12 protein-coding genes are annotated in these 14,155 nt (G+C 64.9%); 7 read left to right on the forward strand and 5 right to left on the reverse strand.

The window, feature by feature from the left end; genetic code table 11:
• Positions 1 to 7: 7 nt before the first annotated feature.
• Positions 8 to 982 carry a TRAP transporter substrate-binding protein gene (locus CLM73_RS12950; RefSeq protein WP_105238779.1) on the reverse strand — a complete coding sequence of 325 codons (975 nt, stop codon included), beginning with the start codon at positions 980 to 982 and terminating at the stop codon, positions 8 to 10.
• A 292-nt stretch (positions 983 to 1,274) separates the two neighbouring features.
• On the opposite strand from CLM73_RS12950, the gene nudC reads away from it, so the two are divergent.
• The 3 genes from nudC (at position 1,275) to CLM73_RS12965 (ending at position 6,402) form a co-directional block, all read left to right on the forward strand.
• Positions 1,275 to 2,045 (forward strand): NAD(+) diphosphatase, encoded by a 771-nt coding sequence (nudC, locus tag CLM73_RS12955; RefSeq protein WP_234015866.1) that lies wholly within the window; start codon positions 1,275 to 1,277, stop codon positions 2,043 to 2,045.
• Between the two features lie 135 nt (positions 2,046 to 2,180).
• The gene (locus CLM73_RS12960) at positions 2,181 to 2,690 is read left to right on the forward strand and encodes a winged helix DNA-binding protein (protein ID WP_105238781.1); all 510 of its coding nucleotides are present in this window, start codon (positions 2,181 to 2,183) and stop codon (positions 2,688 to 2,690) included.
• Between the two features lie 88 nt (positions 2,691 to 2,778).
• Positions 2,779 to 6,402 carry a hydantoinase B/oxoprolinase family protein gene (locus CLM73_RS12965; protein ID WP_105238782.1) on the forward strand — a complete coding sequence of 1,208 codons (3,624 nt, stop codon included), beginning with the start codon at positions 2,779 to 2,781 and terminating at the stop codon, positions 6,400 to 6,402.
• Positions 6,403 to 6,427: 25 nt separating this feature from the next.
• Here the strand turns inward: CLM73_RS12965 and CLM73_RS12970 are convergent, their stop codons facing one another.
• Positions 6,428 to 7,462, reverse strand: coding sequence for a C45 family autoproteolytic acyltransferase/hydolase (locus CLM73_RS12970; protein ID WP_105238783.1), 1,035 nt, complete (start codon positions 7,460 to 7,462; stop codon positions 6,428 to 6,430).
• 168 nt (positions 7,463 to 7,630) lie between these two features.
• Here CLM73_RS12970 and glnH point away from each other — a divergent pair, with 168 nt between their 5' ends.
• The 3 genes from glnH (at position 7,631) to glnQ (ending at position 9,869) form a co-directional block, all read left to right on the forward strand.
• Complete coding sequence (gene glnH / locus CLM73_RS12975) at positions 7,631 to 8,383, forward strand: glutamine ABC transporter substrate-binding protein GlnH (protein WP_105238784.1); 753 nt, start codon at positions 7,631 to 7,633, stop codon at positions 8,381 to 8,383.
• Positions 8,384 to 8,487: 104 nt separating this feature from the next.
• Positions 8,488 to 9,144 carry a glutamine ABC transporter permease GlnP gene (gene glnP / locus CLM73_RS12980; protein WP_056560935.1) on the forward strand — a complete coding sequence of 219 codons (657 nt, stop codon included), beginning with the start codon at positions 8,488 to 8,490 and terminating at the stop codon, positions 9,142 to 9,144.
• Positions 9,141 to 9,869 (forward strand): glutamine ABC transporter ATP-binding protein GlnQ, encoded by a 729-nt coding sequence (gene glnQ, locus CLM73_RS12985; protein WP_105238785.1) that lies wholly within the window; start codon positions 9,141 to 9,143, stop codon positions 9,867 to 9,869. Before glnP ends, glnQ begins: the two co-directional genes overlap by 4 nt.
• 62 nt (positions 9,870 to 9,931) lie before the next feature.
• Here the strand turns inward: glnQ and CLM73_RS12990 are convergent, their stop codons facing one another.
• Genes CLM73_RS12990 through gmk form a run of 3 tightly spaced genes read right to left on the reverse strand, consistent with a single transcriptional unit; the run spans position 9,932 to position 13,129 of the window.
• On the reverse strand, positions 9,932 to 12,226 hold the full coding sequence (locus CLM73_RS12990) for a RelA/SpoT family protein (RefSeq protein ID WP_056560941.1): 2,295 nt from the start codon (positions 12,224 to 12,226) through the stop codon (positions 9,932 to 9,934).
• 22 nt (positions 12,227 to 12,248) lie between these two features.
• The gene (gene rpoZ, locus CLM73_RS12995) at positions 12,249 to 12,452 is read right to left on the reverse strand and encodes a DNA-directed RNA polymerase subunit omega (RefSeq protein WP_006219679.1); all 204 of its coding nucleotides are present in this window, start codon (positions 12,450 to 12,452) and stop codon (positions 12,249 to 12,251) included.
• A 44-nt stretch (positions 12,453 to 12,496) separates the two neighbouring features.
• Positions 12,497 to 13,129, reverse strand: a complete 633-nt coding sequence (gmk, locus tag CLM73_RS13000) for a guanylate kinase (protein WP_082578802.1) — start codon at positions 13,127 to 13,129, stop codon at positions 12,497 to 12,499.
• Between the two features lie 239 nt (positions 13,130 to 13,368).
• On the opposite strand from gmk, the gene CLM73_RS13005 reads away from it, so the two are divergent.
• Positions 13,369 to 14,139: an SDR family oxidoreductase gene (locus tag CLM73_RS13005; RefSeq protein ID WP_105238786.1), complete on the forward strand. Its 771-nt coding sequence runs from the start codon at positions 13,369 to 13,371 to the stop codon at positions 14,137 to 14,139.
• The last annotated feature ends 16 nt before the right edge of the window (positions 14,140 to 14,155 follow it).

Genomic DNA, 14,155 nt, shown 5'->3' on the forward strand with positions numbered 1-14,155 from the left:
GGCGATATCACTGCTTCTTGTAGGCGTCGATCATGGCCTGGCCATCAGCGCCAGACTTCTTGAGCCAGTCTTCAAGCATGCGCTTGCCGATCACGCTCAAGCCTTCCTTGAGCTCGACCGTGGGCTGGATGGTTTCCATGCCGTTCTTGGCGAGCTCGGCCTGATACCACTTGTTCTTTTCCTGCGACAGCTTCCAGCCGCGTTCCTCGGCCTGCGCGCCGGCCTTCTTCAGGGCTTCCTGCGTGGCCGGATCCAGCGCGTCGAACGCCTTCTTGTTCACGATGATCGCGTTCTTGGGCAGCCAGGCCTGCGTGTCATAGAACTTCTTGATGTACTCGTACGTCTTGGTGTCGTAGCCGGTGGAAGCCGACGACATGTAGGAGTCGATCACGCCGGTGGCGAGCGCCTGGGCCAGTTCGGCCTGCTGCACGGTCACGGGCTGCGCGCCGACCAGTTCGGCGATCTTGGCCGTGACGGGGCTGTAAGCGCGCCACTTCAGGCCCTTCATGTCGTTGATCTGCTTGATGTCCTTGTTGGCGAAGATGCCCTGGGGCGGCCATGCCACCGCGTACAGCAGGGTCATGCCTTGCGAGGCCAGCTTCTTTTCCAGGAACGGCTTCTGGGCCTGGTACAGCTTGAACGACGCGTCGTAGCCGGTGGCCAGGAAGGGCAGGCCGTCCAGTTCGTAGATCGGGTCTTCGTTGGCAAAGTTGGTCAGCAGGATCTCACCGATCTGGGCCTGGTTGCCTTGCACCGCGCGCTTGATTTCGGGCGCCTTGTACAGCGAGGCATTGTTGTGCAGCGTGATCTTGAGCTTGCCTTGCGACAGCGAATCGACGTCCTTGATGAAGTTCGTCAGGTTCTCGACGTGGAAGTTGCTGGCCGGGTAGGCGCTGGGCAGATCCCACTTGGTCTGGGCCTGTGCGCCCGCGCTGAATGCCAGGACGATGCTGCCGGTCAACAGCGAGATTTTCTTGTACATGTTGGTCCTTCTTTGCGAATGATGAAGACGGGTCTGGCCCGATAGGCATTGCGAAAAAAAGAGGGCTCGGCGCGGCGTCGCGCCGCCTGAGTGCCGTGCCATTCTATGTTGCTGTGCGGTAACAAAGCGCGGTAAATCGCCGTTTTACGGGTAATTCCTAGGGGGCGATGTTGTTCATTGGTTGAAGGTTCAATGAAGCCGCGAAGTTTGCGTCGCGCGCTGACGGCAAGCCGTCCGGCGGACGGCTTTTCTTCTAAGATTGCGCAATCGTAGATGCTGTGTAGAGGGTCGCGTGAATTTCGTTTTTCGCCGTGATGAGTTGCTGGTCGAAGCATCGTCCAGCGTGTTGCCGGATACGGCGTTGTGCGAACGGATTGGTCTTGCCGCCGCGGCCCTGCAGCCGGTCTGGATGGAGACGGGGTCGCCTTATCGCACGGTCTGTGTCGACCCCGGCCTCGAAGCGCCCGAAGGCTACGCATTCAAGAAGCTGCGTTCGCTCTTTGGCGTGTTCGACGATGAATCCATGGCGCTGGCCGGCCGCGCCTATCAGATCGCCGAATGGGCGCGCACCCACCGGTTCTGCGGCGCCTGCGGCACGCCCGCCGAGCGCGTGACGCACGAATTCTGCCTGCGGTGCCCGGCGTGTGGCCTTTCCGCCTATCCCCGCATCTCGCCGGCCATGATGGTGCTGATCCGCAAGGGCGACAGCATCCTGCTGGCGCGCCATGCCAATGGCCCGGCCGCGCGCTACACGGCGCTCGCCGGGTTTGTGGAGCCGGGCGAAAGCATCGAGCAGACGGTCCATCGCGAGGTCTACGAGGAAGTCGGCCTCAAGGTCGGCAATCTGCAGTACTTCGGCAGCCAGCCGTGGCCGTTCCCGCATTCGTTGATGGTCGCGTTTACCGCGGACTACGTATCCGGCGACATCCGCATCCAGGAAGACGAAATCGCCGATGCCCGCTGGTTCGGTCCGGGTGACGAAATGCCCGACATCGCGGCCAGCATCTCGATCGCCGGCTGGATGATCCGGGCCAATCTGCCGATGGGGTGGACCGCGCCTTAAGGCCGTTTCGCCACCTGGGGCGCTAGGGTATTCCCTCGAAACGAGGGATTTTTTGCCGCTACTGCGTATTTTTTATTGATGAAATGTAGATAAATTATTAGTATTTCGCTCAGTTAAAACTCGGGTTTCGCCTCTATGACCCCCACTTTGATTGCATCGTCGGCGCATCTTGCCGGCGGCAGCGCGCCCGATCTTTCCGAGGTGGAGTTCGGCCTCATGATCGCCAGCCACGCGTTCGACCGCTGGACCGTGCGGTGCATGGCGGCCGCGGGCCTGCCGGATCTGACGCCCACCGATGTGATGGTGTTTCACCATGTCTACCACCGCGAGCGGCCCAAGAAGCTGGCCGACATCTGCTTCACGCTCAACGTCGAAGACACCCACATCGTCAGCTACGCGCTGAAGAAATTGGACCGGCTGGGCGTGGTGCGCGGCGAGCGCAGCAGCAAGGAAGTGTTCTACAGCGTCACGCCCGAAGGCGCGGCGATCCTCAAGCGTTACGGCGAAATCCGCGAGCAATGCCTGACCGCCGGCCTGGATGGCCCGAGCGGGGGCGGCCTGGAATTCAGCCGCCAACTGGCGCACACGCTGCGTGCGTTGTCCGGCCTGTACGACCAGGCCGCCCGCGCCGCCACATCGCTCTGAACCCAACATGCGGGGCAAGGCCCCGATCTGTCAGCAACCCGACCGTGGCCGAACGCGCCCCGGCGATCTCTTGTTTTCAAGGACACCTATGAAGTGGCAATTCTGGATTGACCGTGGGGGCACCTTCACCGACATCGTGGCGCGCCGTCCCGATGGCACGACCACCACCGCAAAGATGCTGTCGGAAAACCCCGAGCAATATCGCGACGCCGCGGTCGCCGGGATCCGCAAGCTGCTGGGCATCGCGCCCGGCCAGCCCGTGCCCGCCGACCAGGTCGAGTGCGTGAAGATGGGCACCACGGTGGCCACCAACGCGCTGCTCGAGCGCAAGGGCGAACGCACCTTGCTGGTCACGACGCGCGGTTTCCGCGATGCGCTGCGCATTGCCTACCAGAACCGCCCGCGGCTCTTCGACCGCAACGTGCTGCTGCCCGAGATGCTGTACGAATCCGTCATCGAGGCCGACGAGCGCGTCGCCGCGGACGGCGAGGTGATCCGTCCGCTGGACGAAGCCGCGCTGCGCCGCGACATGCAGGCGGCATACGACAGCGGCATCCGCGCGGTCGCCATCGTCTTCATGCACGCGTGGCACGCCACCGGCCATGAAGCGCAGGCTGCACGCATCGCCAACGACATCGGCTTCACGCAGGTGTCCGTGTCGCACGAGGTCAGCCCGCTGATCAAGTTCGTCTCGCGCGGCGACACGACCGTGGTGGACGCCTACCTGTCGCCCATCCTGAAGCGCTACGTCGATCAGGTGGCCGGCGAATTGCCGGGCATCCGCCTCATGTTCATGCAGTCCAGCGGCGGCCTGACCGACGCGCACCGCTTCCGCGGCAAGGACGCTATTCTCTCGGGCCCGGCCGGCGGCATCGTCGGCATGGTGCGCACCAGCGAAATCGCCGGTTTCCCGAAGGTGATCGGCTTTGACATGGGCGGCACGTCCACCGACGTGTCGCACTACGCGGGCGAGTTCGAACGCGAATTCGAAACCCAGGTGGCCGGCGTGCGCATGCGCGCGCCGATGATGAGCATCCATACGGTGGCGGCCGGCGGCGGCTCGATCCTGCATTTCGATGGCGCGCGGCTGCGCGTCGGCCCCGATTCCGCGGGCGCCAATCCGGGACCGGCGTGCTATCGCCGCGGCGGTCCGCTGGCGGTGACGGACTGCAACGTCCTTCTGGGCAAGATCCAGCCCGATTTCTTCCCCAAGGTATTCGGACCCGAGGCCAACGAGGCCCTGGACCGCGATGCCGTGGTCGAACGCTTTTCCGCCATGTCCGACGAAGTGCGTGCCGCCACCGGCCGCGAGATGTCGCCCGAACAGCTTGCCGAAGGCTTTCTCGAGATTGCCGTGGGCAACATGGCCGAAGCCATCAAGCGCATCTCGGTGCAGCGCGGCCATGACGTCACCGAATACGCGCTGACCGTATTCGGCGGCGCCGGCGGCCAGCACGCCTGCCTGGTGGCTGACGCGCTTGGGATGACGACGGTCTTCGCGCATCCGCTGGGTGGTGTGCTGTCGGCCTATGGCATGGGCCTGGCGGACCAGACCGACATGCGCCAGAAGACGGTCGAGAAGGTGCTGGACGCGAGCCTGATGGGCGAGTTGAAGGACGAACTGGATGTCCTGGCAGGTCAGGCTGTCGGCGAACTGCGCCGCCAGCACGTCGCCGAGGCCGACATCACGGTGCAGCGCCGCCTGCACCTGAAATACCGCGGCACCGATACCGCGCTGGAAGTGGCTTACTCGGACCTGGACCAGGCGCGCGCCGACTTCGAGGCCGCCTACCGCCAACGCTATTCGTTCCTGATGCCCAACCGCGAACTCGTGGTCGAGACCATCTCGGTCGAGGCGACGGGCGGCGGCGAGCGCGTCGGCGAAGCGTCGACGTCGCGCACCCGCGAGGGCGCGTTGTCCGCCCGCCGCGTGGTCAGCATGTACAGCGCGGGCGCCTGGCGCGACACGCCGCTGTACGTGCGTGAAGACATGGCCGGCGGCGACGTGGTCGCGGGCCCGGCCATCATTTCCGAGCCCAACCAGACCACGGTCGTCGAACCCGGCTGGCAGGCCGAGCTGACGGGGCAGGACCACTTCGTGATCCGCCGTGTGGAAGCGCGCCGCGAACAGCGCAAGATCGGCACCCAGGCCGACCCCGTCATGCTTGAGGTCTTCAACAACCTCTTCATGTCGATCGCCGAGCAGATGGGCTACCGCCTGCAGAACACCGCGTACTCGGTCAACATCAAGGAACGTCTGGACTTCTCCTGCGCCATCTTCGACGCGCAGGCCCGCCTGATCGCCAACGCGCCGCACATGCCGGTGCACCTGGGTTCCATGGGCGAATCCGTGCGCACGGTCATGAATGCCAACGCCGGCAAGATGATGCCCGGCGACGCGTATGTCGTGAACGATCCGTACCACGGCGGCACGCATCTGCCCGACGTCACGGTCATCACGCCGGTGTTCGACAAGGCCGGGCGCGAGATCCTGTTCTACGTAGGATCGCGCGGCCACCATGCGGATATCGGCGGGACCACGCCCGGGTCGATGCCGCCGGATTCCAAGACGGTCGAAGACGAAGGCGTGCTGTTCACGAACTTCCAGCTCGTCAAGAACGGCGAGTTCCGCGAAGCCGCGGCGCGCGGGATTCTGGGATCGGGCCGCTGGCCGGCACGCAACCCGGATCAGAACATCGCCGACATGCACGCGCAGATCGCCGCCAACGAAAAGGGCGTGCAGGAACTCTTGCGCATGTGCGACCACTTCGGCCTGGACGTCGTGCGCGCCTACATGGGCCACGTGCAGGACAACGCCGAAGAGGCCGTGCGCCGCGTGATTTCGGTGCTGAAGGATGGCAGCTACGAGTACCCGCTGGACAACGGCGCGGTCATTCGCGTCGCCGTGCACGTGGACACCGAGGCGCGCAGCGCCGTGGTCGACTTCACGGGCACCTCGGCGCAGCTGGACAACAACTTCAACGCGCCGGGTGCGATCGCCGTGGCCGCCGTGCTGTACGTGTTCCGCACGATGGTCAACGACGACATTCCGCTGAACGACGGCTGCCTGGTGCCGCTGTCCATCATCGTGCCGGAAGGCTCGATGCTGCGCCCGAACCCGCCGGCCTCGGTGGTTGCGGGCAACGTGGAAACGTCCATGTGCATCGTCAACGCGCTGTACGGCGCGCTGGGCGTGCTGGCCGCCAGCCAGGGCACGATGAACAACTTCACGTTCGGCAATGCGCGTCATCAGTACTACGAGACCATCTCCGGGGGCACCGGCGCCGGTCCCGTGCGCATCGATGCGGCCGGTCCACACGACGAGGGTTTTGCGGGCACGTCGGTCGTGCAGGCGCACATGACCAATTCGCGCCTGACCGATCCGGAAGTGCTGGAGTTCCGTTTCCCGGTCCGTCTCGAGTCCTACGAAATCCGCAAGGGATCGGGCGGCAAGGGCCGGTATGCCGGCGGCGACGGCGGCGTGCGTCGCGTCCGTTTCCTGGAAGACATGACCGCGGCCATCCTGTCCAACAACCGGCGGTTTGCGCCGTTCGGCCTGGCCGGCGGCGAGCCGGGTGCGATGGGCCGGAACACCGTCGAACGTGTGGACGGCACCATCGAGGAACTGGGTCCGCAGGACAGCGCCCAACTGCGCCCGGGCGATGTGTTCGTCGTGGAAACGCCGGGAGGCGGCGGCTTCGGCGCGCAGTAATGTTCGCCCCGATGTCCGGCCCCGATCACTCGGGGTCGGACATCACGTCGAGCGCGATATCGGGGCGCGCCTTGCGGTCGTAGACGCGCAGGGCGACCGCGTCATCGGTGATCTCGAACATTGCCGTCGCCAGGGTGTTCTCGTCGTCGGGGTCGTCCTTGGCGGTGCGCAGGATCGGCAGCTTGCCTTCGGTATCGAGCAGGGCTGTCAGCATGTCGGCGCTGCCCGATTCCGGCAGCCACCCATCCACCAGGCCTTCGATCCGGTTCTGCCGCGCCCGCGACGAATCGGTGATGATCTGCGGCTGGCCCCGGGTGGCGGCGTGCACCATGTGGTTGGCGTGCCCGTAGCGCCGGCCGATGTCCAGTACGGACACTGAACCCGGCGTGACCTCGGCGCTGAGCAGGCGCGCATCTGACGCCGCGCCCAGCGTGTGATGAAAGCCGCCGGCATGGGGCAGGTCGCGCAGCAGCGCCACCGCCTCGTCCAGCGTGGCGCAATCCAGGACCGCGCGCGCCACGAACATGCGCGGCACACCCGCATGCCGCTGCCTGGTACGCAGGTTGTTGATGGTCTGGACCAGACCTGCACGATTGGCGGCGAAGGTGTGGCCGGGCAGGGAGCCCGGGTAGTAGAAGCTGAGGTAACCCGGCGCGTCCTCCAGCGCGACGTCCACCAGATGGCAGCGGCCATACAGATACGGATCGCCGTCCTCGTTGTGGCCGATCCAGCGCGTGCCGTCGGCGGTGCGGAGGGCGGCCGACGTGCATCCATCCGTGCTGCTGTGCAGCAGATCGCCGCGGCAATGCCATAGCAGCACATCCTTGATCGGCATGCGCAGACCTTCGGCCAGGCCTTCGAGTTCTTCCCAGATCTGCGGCAAGGCGGCCTCTGCCTGCTGCGCAAGCTCATCCACGAAAGGATGGCCCCGCCACGGCCGCAGCGCTTCCCAGGTGCCGCTCTGTTTCAGATACGACCCCATGACGGGGCGGGCCAGCTTGCCCAGCGCCAGGCCGACCTGGCGGCGGTTTCCAGCGATGCGTACGTATTTGCAGGCCATCGAAAACCTCCGGATGTCTCGCGGATTGTAAGGGGTCCGTCCTTCCGCCGGGCTCCACCCGATGCGTTAAGATCGTCGATAAGTTGCGCCGGCGAACCCGGCGCAGCCCAGGAATCATGCCCTTACAACAAGCCCGGGGTGCCTGGCGCTCCCCAAGAGGAGAGTTTCATGATCAAACGTAAAGTCGCCGCCGCAATGGTGGGCCTGTCCCTGACCCTGTTCGGCGCCGCCTCGGCCGCTCAGGCCCAGGGCAGGGAATTGGTGGTGGCCACCGATACCGCTTTCGTGCCGTTCGAATTCAAGCAGGGCAACACCTATGTCGGCTTCGACGTCGATCTGTGGGCGGCCATCGCGAAGGAACTCAACCTCAAGTACAAGCTGCAGCCGATGGACTTCGCGGGCATCATTCCCGGCCTGCAGACCAAGAACATCGACGCCGCGCTGGCGGGCATCACCATCCGCGACGACCGCAAGAAGGTCATCGACTTCTCGGATCCCTATTACGAAAGCGGCCTGGCCATCCTGGTGGGCGAAAAGAACACCGACATCAAGGACGCCAAGTCCCTCTCCGGCAAGACCGTCGCTGTCAAGACGGGCACCGCGACCGTGGACTTCCTGAAGGCCCAGGTGCCGGACGCCAAGCTCAAGCTGTTTCCCAACATCGACAACGCGTACCTCGAATTGGCGACCGGCCGGGTCGACGCCGCCGTGCATGACACGCCCAACGTCCAGTACTACGCCAATACGGCCGGCAAGGGCCGTGTGAAGGTGGTCGGCTCGGTCAAGAGCGGCGACTTCTACGGCATCGCCTTCCCCAAGGGCAGCGAACTGGTCCCCGAGGTCAACAAGGCGCTCGCCAAGCTGAAGGCCAGCGGCGAGTACGACGCGATCTACACCAAGTGGTTCGGCAAGAAGCCCTGACCGGCTCGGCAAGCGGTACTTTTCAAGGACGCGCCACCGCTCCAGGTCGCGAGGCGCGTCCTCCATGATGCGGGCGCGCTGCTGCGCGCCATAGGGGGATGATCGTGGAGTTTGACTGGGCTGTCATCGAGGACGCGTTACCCAATCTGCTGACGGGTACGCTCATGACCATCAAGATCACGTTCTGGGGCCTGGTGGGCGGCTTCCTGCTCGGCGCGCTCTCAGGCGTGACGCGGGCCTACGGGAACGCGATCGTGTCGGGCATTGCGCAGGTCTATGTCGCGGTCATCCGCGGCACGCCGATCGTGGTGCAGGTCATGTTCATCTACTTTGCGCTGCCGCTGCTGGCAGACATCCGGGTCGACGCCGAATTCGCGGCGATCGCCACGCTCATCATCAATTCGGGGGCGTACATCTCGGAAATCGTGCGGGGCGCGCTGCTGTCGGTCCACAAGGGCCTGAAGGAAGCAGGGCAGGCCATGGGCCTGCCTTTTCACAAGATCCTGCTGCACATCATCGGCCCGGTTGCGTTCCGGCGGATGATTCCGCCGCTGGGCAACCAGTGCATCATCAGCCTTAAGGATTCGTCGCTGTTCATCGTGATCGGCGTGGCGGAACTGACCCGTCAAGGGCAGGAAATCATGGCCAGCAATTTCCGGGCGGTCGAAATCTGGTCCGCCGTGGCGATCATCTACCTGATCCTCACGGGCCTGATGGCGTTGACCCTGCATCTGGTCGAAAAGAGGATGCGCATCATATGAGCATGGTTGAATTTCATAACGTCACCAAACGCTTTGGCGACTCGACGGTGCTCAACGGCATCTCGCTCAATATCGACGCCGGCGAAGTCGTGGTGGTGGTCGGGCCGTCGGGCTCCGGCAAGTCCACCTTCCTGCGCTGCATCAACGTGCTGGAAACGATCAACGACGGCGATCTGCTGGTCGATGGCCTCAGTGTGAAGGGCGACGCGGCGACGGTACGCGAGATCCGGCGCGAGGCCGGCATGGTGTTCCAGCAGTTCAATCTGTTCCCGCAGATGACGGCGCTGGAAAACGTCATGTTCGGCCCTGTCCACACGCGGGGCCAGGGCCGCGCCGAGGCGCGCCAGCTTGCCGAAAGCCTGCTGGCCAAGGTGGGCCTGGCCGAACGCATGAATCACTATCCGTCGGAGCTTTCCGGGGGCCAGCAGCAGCGCGTGGCGATTGCCCGCGCGCTGGCGATCATGCCCAAGCTGATGCTGTTCGACGAGCCCACCTCCGCGCTGGATCCCGAACTGCGCCACGAAGTGCTGAAGGTCATGCGCGACCTGGCCGAGGAGGGGATGACGATGGTGGTCGTCACGCACGAAATGGAATTCGCGCGCAAGGTCGGCAGCCGGTTGATCTTCATCGACGCCGGCAAGATCGCCCACGACGGGCCGCCCGAAGAGCTGCTGAGCAATCCGCCCAGCCAGCGCCTGAAGGACTTCCTGCAGCACGTGACCTGACGTGAAAAAGGCGTCCGGCTTGTGGGCGGACGCCTCTTTTGGTGTGCGCGGTAAGGGGGGGCTCAGCCCTTCACGCGGACGATCTTCTGCACCTGCGGCACGTGCCGGATGGCGCGGATGACCTGGGCCAGGTGTTTGCGGCTGTCGACCTGAATGGTCAGGTGCAGCGACACGGTGGACACGGCGTCGTCGTGCATCGTGACGTGCACGATATTCGCGTCGGCGGCCGTGACTTCCGCCGCCAGCCGGCCCAGCACGCCGCGCTCGTTGCGTGTGACGATGTCCAGGCGCGTCGCCAGGTGCTTGGCCGTCTGCGCGTCCCAACCCACGTTGATCCAGCGCTCCGGCTCGCGCAGGCGCTGGCGCAACGCGACGGGGCAATCCGCCGTGTGCACCACCAGTCCATGACCCATGCGCATCCCGGCCACGATGGGATCGCCGGGCAGCGGGCCGCAGCACGGCGCAAGTTGCACCGCCTGGCCTTCGTTGCCCTGGATCAGGATCGGCGCGCTGCGCGCAGAGGTCAGCTCGTCCACGGCGGCGGCCGTGGTGGCGACCAGTTGGTGCTCCGGCGCAAAGCGGCGGGCCACCACCGCGGCAAGCCGCTTGCCCAGCCCGATGTCGGCCAGGATTTCCTCGCGCGAACTGGCGCCGGTGCTGCGCGCCAGCTTCTGCCAGCCCGGATCGTCGGTGGCGGGCAGGGGCATATGCAGTTCCTGCATCGCCTGGGCCAGCAACCGTTCGCCGAAAGCCACCGATTCTTCGTACTTGACGGTACGCAGATAGTGGCGGATTTCAGAACGCGCCCGGCCGGTACGCACGTAATTCAGCCATTGCGCATTGGGCCGCGAGGCCGGCGACGTGACGATCTCCACGGTGTCGCCGCTGCTCAGTTCGGTGCGCAGCGGCACGAACTCGCCATTGACCTTGGCCGCGACGGCCTGGTTGCCGATGTCGGTGTGGATCGCGTAGGCGAAGTCGACCGGCGTGGCGCCACGGGGCAGCGAAATGATCTTGCCGCGCGGCGTGAACACGTAGACGGCATCCGGGAACAGGTCGACCTTGACGTGCTCGAGGAATTCGCCGGAATCGCCGGTCTGGCTCTGGATGTCCAGCAGCGATTGCAGCCACTGGTGCGTGCGCTTTTGCAGGTCGTTGAGCGTCAGGTCCGCGCCCTTGTACAGCCAGTGCGAGGCAACGCCTTCTTCGGCAACGTGGTGCATGTCGCGCGTGCGGAACTGGAACTCTACCGGCGTGCCGTACGGACCGACCAGCGTCGTGTGCAGGGACTGATAGCCGTTCACCTTGGGGATGGCGATGTAGTCCTTGAACTTGCCGGGCACCGGACGGAAGAGCTGATGCAGCGTGCCCAGCGCCAGATAGCACTCGGGCAGCGTGTGGACTACGACGCGAAAGCCGTAGATGTCCAGCACGTCCGAGAAGGACTTTTTCTGGTCGACCATCTTGTGATAGATGCCGAACAAGGTCTTTTCGCGGCCGCTGACTTCGGCCTCGATGCCGGCGGCGGGCAGGGCAGCCCGCACGGAGTCGGCAATTTTGGTGATGACCTCGCGGCGGTTGCCGCGCGCGGCCAGGACGGCCTTGTACAGCACCTGGTAGCGGTTCGGGTGCATCGCGGCAAAGCACAGGTCCTGCAGCTCGCGGAACAGCAGGTTCAGGCCCAGCCGATGCGCGATGGGCGCATAGATATCCAGCGTTTCCCGGGCGATACGGCGGCGCTTTTCGGGATTGACCGCGTCCAGCGTGCGCATGTTGTGCAGCCGGTCGGCCAGCTTGATGAGAATGACGCGCACGTCGCGCGCCATCGCCAGCAGCATCTTGCGGAAGCTCTCGGCCTGTTGCTCGGCCTTGGTGGCGAAGTCCAGGCGGTCCAGCTTGGACAGGCCATCGACCAGCTCGGCGACTTCAGGTCCGAATTTCTCGGCCAGTTCGTGCTTGGCGATGCCCTGATCTTCCATCACGTCGTGCAGCAGGGCGGCAGACAGCGCGTTGACGTCGAGCTTCCAGCCCGCGCAGATTTCGGTGACGGCGATGGGGTGAGAGATGTAGGGCGAGCCGCTGGCGCGGAACTGGCCCAGATGCGCCTGGTCCGCGAAGCGATAGGCTTCGCGCACGCGCTCTACATCGTTCTTGTCGAGATAGCTGCCGATGATTTCGGTCAGCGGCGCCAGCGAGGCGACCGGGGATCCGGTCGCGTCCGCCGCTTCTTGCGCGGCGACGGACGGTGGCGTGGGGGAATTCTTGTCTTTCTTGCCCGTGCGGCGCCCGAGACGGGAGCCGGCACGCAGGGCGGCAAGCAGACCAGATGAAGCGTACTTCAGCCCGGGAAAAGCCATGCTTGCAGCCCCCCGGCGCGTATCAGGTGGGAACTTTACGCAGCATTTCCACGCCGGTGAGTCCGCCAGCGATTTCGCGCAGTGCCGTGACCGTGGGCTTGTCCTTGCTGTCCAGGCGCGGGGCATGGCCTTGCGCCAATTCACGGGCGCGATACGTGGCGGCCAGCGTGAGCTTGAAACGATTGGGGATTTGATTCAGACAGTCTTCGACAGTGATGCGAGCCATTAGGACACCTGGTGCTGATGGATGATGGGGAGAATGCGTTCGGCTCAGTGTTCGGCCGGGATGCCAAGTTGCGCAAACAACTCGGCATGACGGGCGGCCTGAGACGAAAAACGCAGCCGAGCAGCGCTGACGATTTGGGTCAGCTCCGACAGGGCTACGCTAAATTCTTGATTAATAATAACATATTCGCATTCAGGCGCGTGGGCGATTTCGCCGCCCGCGGCCATCAGGCGGCGAGCGATGACTTGCGGCGCATCCTGTCCGCGCGCCTTGAGGCGGCTTTCGAGTTCGTCGATGGACGGCGGCAAGACGAAAATGCCGATCGCGCGCGGAAAGCGTTGCTTCACCTGGCGCGCGCCTTGCCAGTCGATTTCCAGCAGCACGTCACGTCCCTGGCTGGTCGCCTCGTCGATGCGGTCGCGCGGCGTGCCATAGAAATTGCCGTGGACTTCGGCCCATTCCAGCAGGTTTTGCGCTTCGCGCATCTGCTTGAAATCGTCGATCGAGACAAACCGGTATTCGCGGCCGTCTTCTTCGCCGGGGCGGGGTGCGCGCGTGGTGCAGGAAATGGAAAGCAGGATGGAGGAGTCCTGGGCAAGCAGGGCCTTTACGAGGCTGGACTTGCCGGCGCCGCTGGGCGCGACGACCATGAAGACGTTTCCGGGAGTGGCGTGCATGAATGAATGTGACCGGCGTGTGATGCTGAGACTCGAAGAATAGCAAATCGCGCGGTTGGCCGCGCGCGCCGCAGGCCGGTGAATCTGCGCTGGCGCAACGGCGTGTTGGGTGCGAAACGGGCGAGCGGGTCATCCCTTTGGCGGGAATGTTGAAAGTGTGTCGCGCTTGGAACCTTCGCTTGCAGCATCCGTAAGACGATTCGGGTAGGATTTCGCGCATTCATAAGACGGAGAATCCGATGAACACGAACGAGATCGATCCGCCCCGCGTCGCCCTGGTCACGGGCGCCGGCACCGGCATAGGCCGCGCAGTCGCGCTGGAATTCCTGGCGCAAGGTTACCGGGTCGTGCTGGCCGGCCGCCGGCGAGAGCCGCTGGAAGCCACCCGCACGGCCGCCGGCGAAGACGGTCTGCGGGCCCTCGTGGTGCCGACGGACGTGTCCGATGAGCAGGCAGTCCGGGATCTCTTCGATACCGCCCAGCGCGAATACGGCCGCCTGGACGTGCTGTTCAACAACGCCGGGCGCGGCGCGCCGGCCGTGCCGATCGAGGAATTGCCGGTTGCCGTCTGGCGCGAGGTGGTCGACACCAACCTGACGGGCATGTTCCTGTGCGCGCAGGCCGCGATCCGCATCATGAAGGCGCAGAGCCCGCGAGGCGGCCGCATCATCAACAACGGCTCGATTTCCTCGCACGCGCCGCGGCCGTTTTCCATTGCCTATACCGCCACCAAGCATGCGGTGACCGGGCTGACCAAGTCGATCTCCCTGGATTGCCGGGCGTACAACATTGCGTGCGGCCAGATCGACATCGGCAACGCCGCCACGGATATGACCGAGCGCATGGCAGCCGGCATCCTGCAGGCCGACGGCAGCACCAAGGTCGAACCGCGCATGGACGTCGCGCACGTGGCGCAGGCCGTGGCCGCCATGTCCCGTCTGCCGCTGGACGCGAACGTGCAGTTCATGACGATCATGGCCACCAACATGCCGTTCGTGGGCCGAGGCTGAGCGTTGCCTTCAGCAA

The sequence above is a fragment of the Achromobacter spanius genome (assembly GCF_002966795.1).
GTDB classification, from domain to species: Bacteria; Pseudomonadota; Gammaproteobacteria; order Burkholderiales; family Burkholderiaceae_B; genus Achromobacter; species Achromobacter spanius_D.